The organism is Acinetobacter albensis (assembly GCF_900095025.1).
GTDB classification, from domain to species: Bacteria; Pseudomonadota; Gammaproteobacteria; order Pseudomonadales; family Moraxellaceae; genus Acinetobacter; species Acinetobacter albensis.
Genome location: NZ_FMBK01000003.1, coordinates 217,339 through 234,137, shown reverse-complemented (window position 1 = coordinate 234,137; position 16,799 = coordinate 217,339). Strand labels below are relative to the sequence as shown.

General features: G+C 40.2%; 12 protein-coding genes and 3 tRNA genes. 3 read left to right on the top strand and 12 right to left on the bottom strand.

Annotation, left to right across the window (positions count from 1 at the left end):
- The first annotated feature begins 39 nt into the window (after window positions 1-39).
- On the top strand, window positions 40-993 hold the full coding sequence (locus GA0116959_RS03605) for a 2-hydroxyacid dehydrogenase (RefSeq protein WP_092718464.1): 954 nt from the start codon (window positions 40-42) through the stop codon (window positions 991-993).
- A 53-nt stretch (window positions 994-1,046) separates the two neighbouring features.
- Here the strand turns inward: GA0116959_RS03605 and GA0116959_RS03600 are convergent, their stop codons facing one another.
- The 6 genes from GA0116959_RS03600 to glyQ all read right to left on the bottom strand — a co-directional run bounded on the left by GA0116959_RS03600 (window position 1,047) and on the right by glyQ (window position 7,719).
- A complete protein-coding gene (locus tag GA0116959_RS03600; RefSeq protein WP_092718461.1) occupies window positions 1,047-1,553 on the bottom strand; it encodes a hypothetical protein in 507 nt (168 codons plus the stop codon).
- A gap of 219 nt (window positions 1,554-1,772) precedes the next feature.
- Window positions 1,773-2,279 carry a hypothetical protein gene (locus GA0116959_RS03595; protein WP_092718459.1) on the bottom strand — a complete coding sequence of 169 codons (507 nt, stop codon included), beginning with the start codon at window positions 2,277-2,279 and terminating at the stop codon, window positions 1,773-1,775.
- 341 nt (window positions 2,280-2,620) lie between these two features.
- Window positions 2,621-3,010 (bottom strand): hypothetical protein, encoded by a 390-nt coding sequence (locus GA0116959_RS03590; protein WP_053578877.1) that lies wholly within the window; start codon window positions 3,008-3,010, stop codon window positions 2,621-2,623.
- 612 nt (window positions 3,011-3,622) lie between these two features.
- The gene (locus tag GA0116959_RS03580) at window positions 3,623-4,456 is read right to left on the bottom strand and encodes a hypothetical protein (RefSeq protein ID WP_092718453.1); all 834 of its coding nucleotides are present in this window, start codon (window positions 4,454-4,456) and stop codon (window positions 3,623-3,625) included.
- 210 nt (window positions 4,457-4,666) lie between these two features.
- Window positions 4,667-6,736, bottom strand: coding sequence for a glycine--tRNA ligase subunit beta (gene glyS, locus GA0116959_RS03575; protein ID WP_092718451.1), 2,070 nt, complete (start codon window positions 6,734-6,736; stop codon window positions 4,667-4,669).
- A complete protein-coding gene (gene glyQ, locus GA0116959_RS03570) occupies window positions 6,736-7,719 on the bottom strand; it encodes a glycine--tRNA ligase subunit alpha (RefSeq protein ID WP_004649954.1) in 984 nt (327 codons plus the stop codon). Before glyQ ends, glyS begins: the two co-directional genes overlap by 1 nt.
- A gap of 341 nt (window positions 7,720-8,060) precedes the next feature.
- Between glyQ and GA0116959_RS03565 the strand changes: the two genes are divergently transcribed.
- A complete protein-coding gene (locus GA0116959_RS03565) occupies window positions 8,061-9,170 on the top strand; it encodes an HPP family protein (protein ID WP_092718448.1) in 1,110 nt (369 codons plus the stop codon).
- Window positions 9,171-9,248: 78 nt separating this feature from the next.
- Here the strand turns inward: GA0116959_RS03565 and GA0116959_RS03560 are convergent, their stop codons facing one another.
- Window positions 9,249-9,509, bottom strand: coding sequence for a PspC domain-containing protein (locus tag GA0116959_RS03560; protein WP_053578872.1), 261 nt, complete (start codon window positions 9,507-9,509; stop codon window positions 9,249-9,251).
- A gap of 291 nt (window positions 9,510-9,800) precedes the next feature.
- Here GA0116959_RS03560 and GA0116959_RS03555 point away from each other — a divergent pair, with 291 nt between their 5' ends.
- Window positions 9,801-10,418 carry a hypothetical protein gene (locus GA0116959_RS03555; RefSeq protein WP_092718446.1) on the top strand — a complete coding sequence of 206 codons (618 nt, stop codon included), beginning with the start codon at window positions 9,801-9,803 and terminating at the stop codon, window positions 10,416-10,418.
- A gap of 246 nt (window positions 10,419-10,664) precedes the next feature.
- On the opposite strand, the gene GA0116959_RS03550 is transcribed toward GA0116959_RS03555, so the two are convergent.
- The 5 genes from GA0116959_RS03550 to GA0116959_RS03530 all read right to left on the bottom strand — a co-directional run bounded on the left by GA0116959_RS03550 (window position 10,665) and on the right by GA0116959_RS03530 (window position 16,564).
- Window positions 10,665-10,740 (bottom strand) — tRNA-Lys (locus GA0116959_RS03550).
- A 53-nt stretch (window positions 10,741-10,793) separates the two neighbouring features.
- Window positions 10,794-10,869, bottom strand: a tRNA-Lys gene (locus tag GA0116959_RS03545).
- Window positions 10,870-10,891: 22 nt separating this feature from the next.
- Window positions 10,892-10,967 (bottom strand) — tRNA-Lys (locus tag GA0116959_RS03540).
- Window positions 10,968-11,156: 189 nt separating this feature from the next.
- Entirely contained in the window at window positions 11,157-12,998 is a 1,842-nt protein-coding gene (locus GA0116959_RS03535) for a long-chain-acyl-CoA synthetase (RefSeq protein WP_092718443.1), read from the bottom strand.
- Between the two features lie 173 nt (window positions 12,999-13,171).
- A complete protein-coding gene (locus GA0116959_RS03530) occupies window positions 13,172-16,564 on the bottom strand; it encodes an Rne/Rng family ribonuclease (RefSeq protein WP_092718440.1) in 3,393 nt (1,130 codons plus the stop codon).
- Between the last annotated feature and the right edge of the window lie 235 nt (window positions 16,565-16,799).

Sequence of the window (16,799 nt, the reverse complement as noted above, 5' to 3'; positions counted from 1 at the left end):
ATGAATCGCTCATTTTAACGGTAGCGCAGGAAAAGCTGAATGAAAGCGGTATTTTTAGATTATGAATCTTTAGATCAACATGATTTGGATATCAGTGCACTAAAAGTAGTTTTTACTGAACTTATTTTATTTCCGAGTACGCAGTCATCTGAAGTTTTAAACCGTGTACAAGATGCGAATGTGATCATCAGTAATAAAGTTATGGTCGATGCTCAAACTCTTCAGCAATGTCACAATTTAAAACTGATCTTGATTTGCGCGACGGGCACGAACAATATTGATTTGGTCCAAGCCAAAGAACAGGGTGTTGTGGTATGTAACTGTCAAGGTTATGGAACATCTGCGGTTGCGCAACATACGTTGATGCTCATGTTAGCTTTGGCGACTTCTGTATTAAAATATGATCATGCAGTAAAACAAGGCCAATGGAATCAGGCTTCACAATTTTGTTTACTGGATTTCCCCATTATTGAACTCAGCGGTAAAACACTGGGAATTATAGGCTATGGAGAATTAGGCAAAGCCGTGGCTCAGCTAGCACAAGCATTCGGTATGAATATTTTGATAGGTTCCCTGCCAAATCGTCCTGCTGATGATCAACGTGTACCCTTTAGGGAGCTTTTGCCTCAAGTTGATTTTTTAACCTTACATTGTCCCTTAACAGAACATACTCGCGATTTAATCAATACTGAAGCTTTGAATCTTATGAAGCCAAGTGCATTTCTAATTAACTGCGCGCGTGGCGGAATTGTGAATGAAACTGCACTTGCCAACGCTTTGCGCCAAGGTGAAATTGCGGGGGCTGCAACAGATGTGCTGACGATTGAACCACCTAAAACAGGCAATGTACTCTTGGCCGATGATATTCCTAACCTGATCATTACTCCGCATAGTGCATGGGGTAGTGTAGACGCACGGCAACGTATGGTTCAGCAAATGCTTGAAAATGTGATTGCCTTTAAAGCAGGTCAACCGATTCGTCAGGTCAATTAACTGCTTTTAGAGCTTTTAAGCGAATAATCAAACCACGATTTATAGATGAATAATTAATTGGTCATACTACGATTTTGCAAAGAAGGTAGTTGTACCGCAGGTGCTGACTCTGGCGCAAAGGTCACCTCGGTCGAAGACTGGCTCAAAGGATGTGAAACAATTGGCGCAGGCTGCTGATCAGGACTCCCCATAATTCCTACTTTGGCATCATTTACTTTTTGGTTAATTGTCGCCGCAGCGTGTTGCGATTTTTCTTTGGCAACCGCAGTTGTTTCAGTACCCAATACTTTGGTTTCTTCCCACACATTGGCAACTTTTGGTCTTATTTTTTCAATTCCTTTTTGCGCAGCCTGATCAACTTTTGTGGCTGTACTTTGCGCAGTTTGTTGAGCTTTATGGCCTAACACTTTAAAAATATTGGGATTGTCGCCATAAGGAACATCTGTTGTATGTGTAGATACAGGCGTAGATGTTGCTGTTTGAGGAGGTGGAGTTTGAGCCAAGAGGGACATTGAAGCTAAAATGGTGCTGCTCATCATGAGCGTTTTTATCATTTTCATGGTGATGATTCTTCCGTTAAACAATGATTTTTTCAAATAATCATTTTCAAATAATACCGACTTAATTTCTATTCAGCCTGACAGCAATTGAGCTGATCAATACAGTAAATCATGATGAGTTTGGCTTAAAGACCCAAAAATAATATAAAAATATAAAAAATGAGGTACAGAACAAGTACATCAAAATGAACTTTTCCTATACCCCATCGTAATTAAAAATTATTTAGAGTGTCCAATCCCAGCTTCTGTAGAAATACCCACATTGGCTTTTGCTGCTGGCGTATTTAACTCAACATTGGTTTTACCATTGACATGCGCATCGCCTGAATGAGAGCTCACTGCATCTTTACCTTTTTGCCATTTTTCACTGGCATATGTTTTGGTTTGATCTGCTTTCTTCACGGTTGCATCTTTAACTTTTTTTGCTTTATTTTCGACTGCCTGAGACTTTTCAGCACTAAAGTCTTTGGTGTTTTCCCATGCATTTTTAGTGACAGTTCGGGTTTTGTCCACCCCTTTTTCTACACCGTGATCCACTTTTAAAGCTGTGTTTTGAATGCCGTGTCCAGCTTTATGCGCGGTATTTTTTACCCCTTGCGTCACATTATGCAAAATACTAGGTTGCTCAGTTTTAATATCTGCTGTTGCGTTGACCGAGGTGTTCGCAAATAGAGGGCTAGTGGCTAAAAGTGCCGTGGTAATTAGAGTGATTTTAAGCATTTTCATTTTTTGAATTTATCCTATAGAACTCAGCTCGACTATGCACCGAGTGATCAGAGGAAATCATCATAATGTGTTTTAGGAAAAAATCATGAGCCTGAGATTAAACTCACACGTTTATGCAACAGCGCATTAACACTTCGGCAAGAAATGTGCAGAGAACTAATCATTTTAATTTATTTAATATATTGAATATTAAGGTTTTTATTAATTTCTTATTTTTAAAAATATACAATTCATATTTTAGAGAAGAATCCTAATGAGTATAAAAACAGATTCAGCTGAAGATTAAGGCAGGGGAAAATTGAATCACTCAATCAAAAATGAATCAGTGATTCGTAAATACATCAGTTACATTGTGCTAAAGCATCTTTATGGAAGTGATTACGGAGGATCAAAAAGTTTTTTTGTACTTCTGCTGCATGTAAGTCAAAATTGGCTGCTGTACTTGAACCATCCTGAGCAAATGTTGCAGAACCACCCGAAATAAGGGTTAAGCCTTTAAATGACCATTGTTCAACTGACTTTCCTGTTGCCAAATTGCCTGTAAATTCGATCACACATTTATCTGTAAATTTGGTGAGTTTAGCTTTGTTGTTGGTGGTTTCAGGATAGACTTCCAAATTTTGGACTTCTTGCAAGACCCCTGTTGCAAGCTGTGGAATTTTAGGCGCAGATGTACACGCTGTAAGGGCAATACCCGCAAGAGCAGTCAAAGTAAGCATTTTAAGTTTCATAAGATTCTTTCTTGTTGAGTGTTGTAAGTTGAGTATATGAAATTAGTGGAAAAATACCTATAGTTTTTCTAGTTCAATAAAACAATTAATAAGCCAAATCAATGGGCATAAAAATTAAAGTATAGAGATTAGATCGCTTATAAAGATCAGATTTTCACATAGTAAAAGATTTATAGGCAGTAATTTAAAATTTAAGGATTTGATAGGCTGCGCTACTTTGATCATAGATTTTGACTTATATAAAGCGGCTCGGATGTAAGCTTCGTTTTTAATAGACTTTGGCATTTGGATCATAAATTCTAATTTTATGGACAGCTTCCACATACACAGTAGTATCTGTTCCAATTACATCCTGAACAGGACAGTTTCCTTTCAGTGTAATATGGATATGAGGTGCAGGGATCGTGACATTACGACCTTCACAATTGTAGTTGGCAACAACTGTATCTGGAGCATTAACTATAATTTCAGTCCGCGTTATTTCAGCATTTGCTTGTGCATGACTGATGTTTAAGACAATGAAAATAGAATGTTATTTTGTTAGATGATCATAGCCATATATTTGATATGGCTATGATCTAGTAATGTGATTATTGCTATAAATTGAAAAAATTATTGTTCAATCACCAAAACCATATTTTGGAAAACTTTGCCTTTATTGTTTTTTAATACACCGATACATAGATTCTCAGGTGCTTCAATAAAAGTAAGATTAGCCCATGCAATTGTTGATTTGCATTGTTTCTGTTTTATTTCGCTGGCAGCCTCTAAATTTAATTGATGTTGGATATCTAAAGCCAGAACCTGTGATAATGCATCAAAAGCGCCATTGGTCTGGGTAAAGAAAAGCGCATTATTATTCGCATCCCATTCAGCTAAGGGCGCTTTTTTTTGACTGATGTAATTATATAAACGCTTCGTAGAAGAATGCTGATCAGCAGCATTTTTAAATTCAGCTTTAAGACCAAAAGTAGCAGTTACGTCAGGTTTTTCTCTAAAAGAAAGTCGTGCAAATGGTACAATTTTGATATCAGAAGGTTGATTTAATGCCAATATTTTAAGTGAAGGATCCTTTGAATTTTTTTCTAAAGCAGAAATAATTTTTGTATTTACTAAAGCATCAAACTTAATAGCTTGTTTTAAATTGCTTTTAGAAATCGCAGATCCATTCATCTTTTTATCAATTGCTGTAGCTACGCCTACGCCAACAAATCCAAACATACTTGAGGCGGGATTGGAAAGGGCATTACTTGCATCACCAACAGTAATTTGACTGCCCTCAATAAAATGATCACCACCGCCAGATTCAGTCATTGCTGAGATTTGTTCTGATGATACAGAGAGTGTGGTATTGCTGCCTGTAGCTGGGTATTGGATTGATTTTGTTGCTGCACACCCAGTTAAAATTAAAGTGCTTGCGATTAAGCTTAGAAATGTTTTATTCATTTAAAAATTTGACCTGAAAATGGTTTATATATTAAAAATATGCAGTATTTTTTTAGAAATTTTGCCAAATAATAATATCTTATAATTATGACAATAGTTTGATTTATAGACCTTTATTTAAGCAAATAGTATTGAGAATTATTTATATTTCTTAGTTGGAAAAATAATAAAAAACCCGCTCTAGAGCGGGTTTTTTGAATTAATCAGCACTTAGTGTTGAAGTACAGAAATATCCGCCACTTTCGTAAATAAATCACGGAGCTGTACCAGCAGACGTAAACGGTTGGCTTTCAATTCTACATCATCTGCCATGACCATCACACCTTCAAAGAACGCATCGACTGGCGCACGAAGGGAAGCTAAAGCAGACAACGCAGCAGTGTAGTCTTTGGCAGCAAATAATGGCTCAATCACAGGCGTGATTTTCGCCAGTTCAGCGAATAATGCTTTTTCAGCATCTTCTACCAAGTTCGCTTCAATCACATTACCTGTAGGCGCAGCTTCTTTTGTCAAAATGTTAGCCACACGTTTGTTGGCAGCAGCAAGTGCAGCAGCTTCAGGCAAGTCACGGAAGTGATTTACCGCAGTTACACGCTTGTCAAAATCAAGTGGAGATTTTGGAGACAAGGCTTGAACTGCTTGAATCACATCAACCGCAACGCCTTGGTCTTCGTATTTGGCACGGTAACGACCTTCTAAGAATGCAACAGCATCTGTCAAAGTCTTGTCGTGATCTTTTAAGACATCACCATATGCATTCAGCGCAAGTTTGATGAGTTCTTCAATTGACACATCAAGCTCGTTTTCAGTCACTAAACGCAAAATACCAATGGCAGAACGACGCAATGCAAACGGGTCTTTCGAACCTGTTGGTGCTTGACCGATCCCAAAAATACCGGTCAATGTATCTAAACGATCTGCAAGGGCAATGGTTGTGCCTGTTTTGGTTTTTGGTAAAACATCACCTGCAAATTTTGGCAAGTATTGCTCACCCAAAGCATTGCTGACTTCAGCATTTTCACCTTCAAGACGTGCGTAATACGCACCCGCGATGCCTTGAAGTTCAGGGAATTCACCCACAAGTTCAGAGGTTAAGTCACATTTTGCAAGCAGTGCTGCTTTTTCAGCATCAGTTGCATTTGCACCTGTAATGGGTGCAAGTGCTACCGCGAGTTTTGCAATACGTGTCGATTTATCCCAAAGCGTACCCAATTGTGCTTGGAACACCATGTTGGCTAATTTTTCTTTACGAGACGCTAGCGGTTGCTTTTGATCTTGTAAGAAGAAGAATTCAGCATCAGACAAACGTGGACGAACTACTTTCTCATTGCCTTCAATGATTTGAGCTGGATCTTTAGACTCAATGTTTGAAACAGTAATGAAATACGGTTGAAGCTTTTTATCGCTATTGACCAAACAGAAGTACTTTTGGTTGTCTTGCATCGTCGTAATCAAAGCTTCTTGAGGAACTGCCAAAAAGCGTTCTTCAAAACTTGCACGAAGTGCCACAGGCCATTCAACCAGTGCGGTTACTTCGTCACGAAGGTCAGAAGGTACAATCGCAATCGCATTCACTTTATCAGCCAACGCTTTGACTTGACCATCAATGATTGCTTGACGCTCTTCAAAGTTGGCAACCACATAAGCTGCTTTTAACTTCGCTAAGTATTCATCTGCATGACCCAAAGTAATCGCTTCAGGCGCATGGAAACGGTGACCAAAGGTTACGTTGCCTGTTTGAATGTCCTGAATGGTTGCTTCAATCACATCATTGTCTTTCAGTAATACGACCCATTTCACAGGGCGCACGAATTCAGTACGGCTAGCCGCAGAACGCATACGTTTTGCAATTGGAAGATTGTCCAGCGCATTTTGTAAAATTTGAGGTAAAAGAATATCAATGCTTTGACCTTTCACATCTTTTAAGTAACAGACTTTTTCAACTTTACCTGCTTGGAAAGTCGTGACTTGCTCTACAGTGATGCCTTGACCACGCATAAAGCCTTCAAGCGCCTTAGTTGCATTGCCTTCAGCATCAAAAGCGGCTTGTTTAGCAGGGCCGTCAAAACGTTTTTGTGTATCTGCTTGTGCACCATTAACATTGACAATCTTCAATGCCAAGCGACGAGGTGCTGCATAAGCTTCGATAGAATCAAATGCAAGACCTGCATCTTTTAAGCCTTTCACTGTTTCAGTATGCAAAGCATCACGTAATTTTTTTAAGCTTTTTGGTGGAAGTTCTTCACAGCCCAATTCGAACAAAACGGTATGTTTAGACATTATTTGCTCTCCTTGTTTGCTTCTTTCGCTTCTGCTTCAACTTGTGCTTTTAATTGTGCCAAAACTTCATCACGAAGTTCAGGCTCTGCCATTGGGAAACCGAGTTTCGCACGAGCAGCCACATAACTTTGTGCAATTGAACGCGCCAAAGTGCGTACACGTAAGATATAACGTTGACGCTCAGTGACTGAAATTGCACCACGTGCATCGAGCAAGTTAAAGCTATGCGATGCTTTGATGACTTGTTCATAAGCGGGAAGTGGAAGTTCTGCTTCAATTAAGCGTGTTGCTTCAGCTTCGTAGAAATCGAACAATTCAAACATTTTTTCAACGTTTGCGTATTCGAAGTTATACGTCGATTGTTCTACTTCGTTTTGATGAAACACATCGCCATAGGTGACTGTACCGAACTGACCTTTAGTCCAAACTAAATCGTAAACCGAATCAACACCTTGTAAGTACATCGCAAGACGCTCAAGACCATAGGTGATTTCGCCTGTGACTGGGTAGCACTCCACACCGCCGACTTGTTGGAAGTAAGTGAACTGAGTCACTTCCATACCATTTAGCCAAACTTCCCAACCTAAGCCCCAAGCACCGAGTGTTGGAGATTCCCAATTGTCTTCGACAAAACGAATGTCATGAACGAGGGTATCAATACCAATGGCTTTTAAAGAATCTAAATAAAGCTGTTGGATGTTGTCTGGATTTGGCTTTAATACCACTTGGAATTGGTAGTAGTGCTGCAAGCGGTTTGGGTTTTCGCCATAACGGCCATCTTTGGGACGACGTGACGGTTGAACGTAGGCTGCGTTCCATGTTTCAGGCCCTAAAGCACGAAGGAAAGTCGCTGTGTGGAATGTTCCTGCGCCCATTTCCATATCGTAAGGTTGTAAAATAACGCAACCTTGTTCAGCCCAGTAGTTTTGTAAGGCAAGAATTAAGCCTTGAAATGTATCAATATGCGATATGGCGCGACTCATGGTCATCCACTTAAAATTAGAGAAAAATTGTGCTCAATTATAAGGGCTTTGATGGTGGGTGGCAAAGGATATAGATTAACTTGCTCGATTTTCATCTGAGTGTATAGATTTGATGATAGAAAATTTTAAAGATTGATATTTTCGGCTCAGTAAATTATCAGACTCTCTCAACATAATAGAATGATTAAATCAAAAATAACAATGGATTGCGAGTAGGGATTCACCAACATGGTTCAAAACTAAGCGCTTCGAGATGTATATAAAAATATAAAATAAATACATCTTATAAGATGATCACTTTATAATGGTTTCATTCGTTAAAACAATCCTCAAGGCAAACAGTGTTTCACTCTAAAGCAGACTGGCTGAATACCCTAAAACCTAATTTTAAAGTCCTCCCCTTAAAAGACCGATTACTGTGTGGAATAGGCGCTCTGCTCGGACTTGCACTTTCATCCTTGATCAGCTGGTGGGTGCTCGGTGATATTAATGCGTGGTATATCGCACCCATGGGAGCTTCTTCAGTATTGTTATTTGCTGTGCCTGCTAGTCCCTTGGCACAGCCATGGAATATGGTGGTCGGAAATAGCATTGCAGGTATGATTGGCGTGACCTGTGCACTGTATATTCCAAATTTAACCGAAGCTTTTAGTGTTGCCGTAGGTCTGTCTATTATTTTAATGATGACGACCGATTCGCTGCATCCACCCAGTGGAGCAGTTGCTATTACCGCTGTATTGGGCGGTGATGTGGTACATCAGTTGGGTTATCATTTTATTTTTTATCCAGTTTTACTCAACTCTCTTTTATTACTGGTCATCGCGATTGGATTTAATCGACTCTTAGGTAAACAGTATCCAAACGTTGCGCAAATCAATCAGCGTTCAAAGGATCCAACGCCCACTCAAAAAGTTACCATTCAACCGCAAGATATTCAGGATGTGTTAGAGCATCAAACCGAGTTACTCGATATTAGTGAATATGACCTGCAAAAAATTATTTTAGAGGCACAGGAAATTGCCAATTCACGATCAATCAATCATTATGTCTGTCAAGATATTATGACCAAAGATGTGATTGTGCTGCATGGAGAAGATGATATTCATGAAGCTTTGGATAAATTTAAACATGTAAATTTAATGAGTTTACCCGTGGTCAATGCACAAGAAATTTTGGTCGGCACTTTGGCATTGTATGAAGTAGTGGAATGGTTTAAACGGGCAGCAGATCCTAAAGCCACATGGGAACACCGCGTGCGCCATATTATGAACCCGAAAGTGGTTACTGTGCAGCCTTTACAGCCTATTCAAGATTTGGTGCCTTACTTTGTTGAGCGCTCATTTAATTATATTCCAGTCGTTGAAAAACAACATTTGGTGGGCATCATTAGTCGTGCAGATATGATCGCTGTCTTAAATCAACAACTCATTCAAGTAAAACAGCAATCATAAATAGAAACTAAAAAAAAGCTACGACTCTTTGGGGCAAAAGTCGTAGCATAAAACAGGAATAGACTAAAAGAATTAAGGTTAAGTTTTTGAGTCTCGGTTTACAGTACGAATAGGATTTTGATAGCCTTCAGCCGCATCTATTTGAAAAGGTTTTTTAGGCATAATTAGCCATAAAACCAAATAAACCAAAATGCCAGGAAATGCAGCACTCATGATTGAAATAATCACGAAAATAGTGCGTAACAAATTTGCATTCCAACCAAATCGTTCAGCAATACCACCCATTACCCCAGCAATCATATTTTGTCGGTGAGAGCGATATAAACCAACATTGGCCATCTAAATCTCCTTAAAAGTTGAAGAATAAAATATCTTTATAATAAATAGATGGTGCTTTAAATGATCTTTTAAAGCCAATAAATAGAGATAATGGTTAAGTTATGTAACCAATAGTGAATTCTCTTCACGCTGCACATAAACTGCCAGCCTAGGCATTATTGGGTTTTATTTTTTTTTAAAATTACACATTGGAAAAGTATAAGCAGCTATTAAACTGCGAATGTAATCAGCTCTGTAGTGGTATTCTGAGCGGATTAAGGGAAGATTTAACTGACTTTAAGGAAGAATGATTTGTACTTGTCAATCTGTTATTTTCGCTGGGGTTTAGTCTTTATTGCTTTGGTTGGAGTGATGGCCTGTGATTCTAGCGGAGTGGTAGAAAATTTTTCTCAAAATCCGAATAAATCTCCCCAGTCGCTCGAAGCTGAACAAGCCAAAACGCTCATAGAGATTGCGGGTCAAGCCACTCTTCCTGCAATGACACATGCGCGGAAATCACCCATTAAATCTTATGAAAAACCTTTTATTGGCCGCTATCATGCCCATATTCCGTGTGATGATAATTTTGTGCCTTGTGCTGCGGGAACGGCAGAATATATTTTAAACCTCAGTGCTGACGGTTCGGTACATCGAAGCATTGTGCAGTTTGGTAAAGTATTTGCTGAGAATACTCAAACAGATTCGCGCAATGCAAATTATCGCCGTGATACATGGTCTATCAATGTGGAGAAAACGGAATTGGTGGTACATCGCAAGGATGGGGTAAATTTCTATTATGATATTCAAGACCCACAGCATTTGATTATGAATTTGGACAAAATTAATCGAGAAAACTCAGGTGGGGATAAATATTACTTTAAACAGGGCTATCGTAAACCTTTAAAAGCCTATGTATTGCTCAAGGATTAACTGGAATTTAAAAAATGTGGATCAATAAAATACAGTTTTAGTTGAGTAAATATTAAAAATAGACTTTCACTCAATCAACGCTGAGTCGATAAAATATGAATTTATACAGCTACATTATTCTTTAGTGCCACTTTCTTGGATGAATCAAAAAAATTAAACATGATTTGAAATAGAGTATTGACGCAAAAAAATCTCAAACGAGAGAAGATATAACGAGAATTGAGCTGAGAAAAACTTTGAGATAAATGGTGGGTCGTCCGCGATTCGAACGCGGGACCAACGGATTAAAAGTCCGCTGCTCTACCAGCTGAGCTAACGACCCATTTAAAGATTGCTTTAAAAGCTAGAAAACTTCAGGTCAGAAGTTTTAGAAGATGGTGGGTCGTCCGCGATTCGAACGCGGGACCAACGGATTAAAAGTCCGCTGCTCTACCAGCTGAGCTAACGACCCATCTCTAGGTGATCAAAATAAGTGGTGGGTCGTCCGCGATTCGAACGCGGGACCAACGGATTAAAAGTCCGCTGCTCTACCAGCTGAGCTAACGACCCTAACAACATTCAAGAAGTACTTGAATGTACAGTGTAAGAAAATTAAATTTTCTCAACACCACTTTGTTTTGATGTCGCGTATTGTAGCAAGATATCAATCGAGCGCAAGTAAAAAATAGCAAACTTGTTGATGTTTGATTATAAATACAACAAATTTGCCGAATCGACTGCAAAAAACCAATATTTGAATTAAAAGCGGTATTGATAAGCTTCAATATTGCTAAATATTTCTGGCGTCAGATCACAATATCCTGTGGCATTTGGAAGCAAAACCAGCAAGCGCTCATCATTTTTATTTGGGTCAAAAGATTGTTCTTTTAACTTATTTTTTTGGTATTTGAATGTTCCCGTGGTTTCAACTTGCTTTTGAATACGTAAAAAAACAGGAACGGCATAGGCAGGGATGCATTTTTTAAACTCAGTCGCCATCTGTTGCAAATCTTGCTCGGTTAATGTTGTACCTTCAGACAAAGTGATGGCAGCCATTCCGGCGCGACCATTAGTATTCGGAATTTCAACCCCATATACGACTGCTTCAGCAATTTTTTCATATTCACTGACTGCATTTTCAACTTCAGTGGTGGAAACATTTTCACCTTTCCAGCGGAAAGTATCACCTAAGCGATCAACAAATTGAGCGTGACGGAAACCAATATCACGTACCAAATCACCCGTATTGAAAAATGAATCGCCATGTTTAAATACATCCTTCATGATGACAGATTTGTTTTTTTCAGAGTCGGTATAACCATCAAAAGGAGAGCGACGGGTGATTTTTCCAATCAATAAGCCTACTTCACCTTTTTTAACTTTTTTACACCAGCCTTTAGCATCTTTTACTGGGCTATTGCTTTCTTTGTCAAATTCTACAATGGCATACGGTGTCGGGGAGAAGCCGACGGTATTGTCAAAATTAAAGACATTGCTAAAACCCACATTGCCTTCACTTGAGGCATAGAGTTCGAGAATTTCTTCCACTCCAAAGCGTGCTTTATATTTATCCCAAATATTCGGACGCATCCCATTACCAATCATTTTTTTGACACGATGCCGTTGTTCATTTTCAGAAGTGGGTGCATCCATCAAGTAACGACACAATTCACCGACATAACCGATGGCTGAAGCATCAAATTTTTGGACATCTTTCCAAAATGAAGAGGTCGAGAATTTTCGACGTAGAGCCAATGTTGCATGACCTGCAATCACGCCACACCAACAGACCACAATTCCAGTGGCGTGATACAGCGGCAAAGTCACATACATGACATCATTTTTATTCAGATTTAAGACATGACCATACGTGCCGTAGGCCAAAGTCCAACGACTGTGAGTGAAAATGACCGCCTTAGGTAAGCCCGTCGTACCTGAAGTATAAATATAAAATAAACCATCTTTGCCTTGGACAGTATGCGTTGTTGGCGTATTAAATTTTGGAAAATGATCAATTTTCTCTGCTAAATTACTCCAGCCTTTAGGTGCTGTACCTGACTCAACACGGGTTGGCTGGTCTGCAAACCAGTGGAAACGGTCTGTTCCAACGTTTAAATCAGAGCGTACTTCTTCTATTGCAGCACGGCATTCTTCGCCAGCAATTACAGCAATAGGTTTAACCAGATTAATACTGTGGGTCAATGCCTTAGCTGTTTGTGAGGTATTGACCAAAGCGGTGGTCACCCCAATTTTGGCTAAAGCAATGACTGTAGCCAAAAGCTCAGGACGGTTTTCCACCATGACTGCAATCACGTCGCCTTTACGTGCACCAATTGATAAATAAAAATGTCCAATCTGATTGGCCCATTCATTGAGTGCTTGATAACTGAATTTTTGTTCTTCAAATAATAACGCCATTCCATGTGGATTGTGCTTAACGGCTTTCTCAAAAGCGATACCTAGACCTGTTGCTGTCGTTGGTGTACGTAAGTAAGCTTGTTTTAGGCCACTCAATAAATGAGGAACTTTATTGATCAGTTTAGGTAATTTTGTGGCAACATCAGTAAGCTTAATTAGATCACTTTGCGGGTTGTGGTTCATAAGAATCCTATCTATTTGTCATAATCCAATATATTTAATTGTTTGCGTTTCTATGTACAGTTGTCTTTCTAATCGTTTAATCGTAGTGCAATCAACCTAATTTGACAAAAATAACAAAAAAAACCTAGTCACCGAAATGACTAGGTTTTTTTATTTTACTGCATTAGAGCGAATTAAGACTCGCTTGCAGGCGTTGCTTTCTTCGGTGGACGGCCGCGTGGACGACGAGGGCGTACAGGTTTGTCTGCTTCATCCTCTGTTTCGGGTTTGTCTGCATCCGATTTTGGTTCAGCCAAAGCTTGTACATCTTGAGCGGCATCGACTGCCAACTCCGTTTGTACAGGTTTTTCAGCGACTACTTTTGCACTGGGTGCTGCTTTTACAGGCTGAACAGTAGGCGTTGGCTCTGCTACGGTTTCAGGTGTTTCAATCACCTCAACAACTGGTGTTTCGTCTATTGCTGATTTTTGCTCAACTTCAACCTTGCTTTCACTAGATGGGGTTTCATCTGGCACGGCTTTTTCAGCTGAAGGTTCGCTATGCGATTGCTTAGCTTGCTCTAAAGCTTGTTCTGCAGCCAATTTTGCCAAACGACGACGCTCACGTGGATCATTGGCAACACGGTTGTCTGAAACAGTACTTGGTGGTGTTAAATCTAACACTGGTGCAGGTTCAGCTTCTGGTGTCGCTTTGGTGATAGCAACATCACGTGTCACGGGCTGTGCTGCAACATCCGTTTCAGTTTCCTGATGCGAAAGAGTGGCTGCATATTGCTCAGTAAATTTAACCAAGGCACGATTGAACGTTGGAATTAAACCAAATTGTTCAATTAAAACGGAACAATCTTCACCATAGACATGACGAATTAAACTACCCACAGTGTACTGCCCCAAAGTTGGAACTTGAGATGGGTTTAGTTTTGGTGCTTGGGCCTGTTTTATTTGAGCGCCACGTTTCTGACGACGACGCATACGTGGATCATTACTCGCGCGCTGATCAGCAGAACCTACTTGTTTTGACTCTGGTTTTGATGGAGCAATTGCTGCTTTTTCCGCTACTGCTGCAACTGGTGTTTGAGTCACTACTTCTTTAGATTCAACTGGTGCAGATTGCACAACAGGTGTTTCAGCAATGGATTTTGCTGAGTGAAGTGCCACAATTTCACTTTTCGTTTCATCAATATTGACCACCAATGCAGTTGGCATAACCTGCTGACGAGGTGCGTCAATCACTTCAACTCTAGGTGATTGCTCCGTTGCTGTTGGTAATGCGCTTACCACAGTTTCAGGTGCGATTTGCTCATTCAGAACGCTCTGATCGCGATGACGATTTGGGCGATTCGGACGTTGCTGGTTATTACGGTCACGGCGCGGAACTGCATTTTGTTCGGTTGGAGTGTCCGAATTTTGCTGTTCTACCTGTTGACGTCGAACTGGACGTTTATTTTCACGTGAGTCCTGACGTGGTTCATGGCGTTGGTCTTGACGCTGTTCATGACGAGGAGCTTGAACAATTTCTTCATGCACTTGGTTATGTTGATTGTCATGTTGAACTGGTTCGCGTTGCTCTTTTGGCTTGTTTACGCGTTTTTTATTATGGCGTTGCGATTTTTCTTCTTTATCAGAATAACGATCGTTCACTTCACGTTGTTCTGGTTTCGGAGGAGTAGGCGCACTTGGAGCCAAATAAGCATTATTATTTGCCGTTGAAACAGGGGTGTGAGCAACAGGCACAGACGCTGCAACTTGGCCAAATTGTCCGCGACTAACAGCACCACCATTAACCATTTGTTCAATTGCTGCGGCTGCATTATTGGCTGAACGTGACTGATCTACAGTCGCTGCTTGTTTTTGTACAAACAGGTTTTCAAGCCAAGCGCATGGACTGGTTGATGGTACAGCAGGCGCAATCGCTTGATGTTGTGTTTGAGCTGCCTGTTGATGTTGTGGCTGCTTTTTGTTATTGCGCTCTGGTTGTTGTACTGTTTGAGCAGTATTTTGAACGTGTTGTTCTTCTTCTAAATGCCATTCAGAAGATTCATAACCCAATTCTTTTTCACTTGAACGCGTTGCTTCTGTGCGTTCATAGCTAGTCGGTGCAAAGCCTTCAGCATTATAAGTGATTTCATAATGTGGCGTTTCTAAGTGCGGATGAGGCAACACAGTGACACGTACATTTGAGGTTTGTTCTAAATAAACCAAAGTATGACGTTTTTCATTCAACAAAAATGCTGCAATTTCAACTGGAACTTCAACTTGAACCTCACCATGACGCTCACGAAGCGCAATTTCTTCAACTTTACGCATAATTGAGAGTGAAAGAGAGCGTAAGTCACGCACCATACCTGTGCCATGACAACGTGGGCACACATAACCTGTTGCTTCTTCAAGCGATGGACGTAAGCGTTGACGGCTCATTTCCATTAAACCAAAACGAGACAATTGGCCGAATTGAATACGAGCACGGTCGCTTTGCGTTGCTTCACGAAGTTTCGCTTCAACCATACGCTGGTTGCGGTCTTTGGTCATGTCGATAAAATCGATCACCACTAGACCGCCAATATCGCGTAAACGTAGTTGGCGCGCGATTTCTTCTGCCGCTTCTAAATTAGTACTTAAAGCCGTATCTTCAACGTCATGACCACGTGTCGATTTTGCTGAGTTAATGTCAATTGACACCAAGGCTTCAGTTTGATCAATTACGATTGAACCACCAGATGGCAGTTTAACTTCGCGTTCATAAGCGGTTTGAATTTGGCTTTCAATCGCAAAATGAGCAAATAATGGCTCATTTAAAGTATAAGTTTTTAGTTTTTCTAATTGGCGTGGCATCACTGCTTTTACGAAGTTATAAGCCTCGTTATAAGCTTGTTCAGAGTCAATTAAGATTTCTGCAACATCATCACGTAAATAGTCACGAATAGCACGTGTCACCACGCCTGCTTCTTGATGAACTAACATTGGCGATGGGCCAGAACTTGCTGTGGTTTGGATTTGTGCCCAAAGATCCATCAAATGTTGTAAATCGAGTTGTAATTCTTCTTGCGAACGGCCAATACCAGCAGTACGTACAATTACGCTCATGCCGCGTGGAATATTGAGTGATGCCAACATTTCTTTCAATTCTTCACGAACTGAACCTGAAATTTGACGACTAATACCGCCACCTTTTGGGTTGTTTGGCATAAGGACCAAATAGCGACCTGCAAGTGAAATAAAAGTAGATAACGCTGCACCTTTATTGCCTCGTTCTTCTTTTTCCACTTGCACTAAAAGTTCAGTACCTTCAGTGATTAATTCGCGAATGTTTGAAGTTTGGCGAGGGTCTGCTTTGTAATATGAGTTTGCGATTTCACGCATTGAGAGAAAGCCTTGACGACCTGCACCGTACTCAACAAAGACAGCTTCTAAAGAAGGTTCAACGCGAGTCACGTGACCTTTATAGATATTGGATTTTTTTTGTTCACGGGTACGATTCTCTAAATCAAAATCGTAAAGACGCTGACCAGTGACAAGTGCAACGCGAATCTCTTCGGCATGTGTTGCATTAATCAACATACGTTTCATGGGTGTAACACCTAATAGCGATACACAACAAAACATCGCTATTCACGTAGCGAACACCATACATTAAGGATCAACACCCAGATCTCAAAATACTACAATTGTGGTCTGAGCTTTTTTACCGGCCTTTTTTGTTGGGCTTCGGTTTTTGATGTCCATATTGATGATGGCAATACGGCTTTAATCATGAGTTGATTAAAGTAACCTAAACGATTCACTGGCGGACAGACGGTGCATT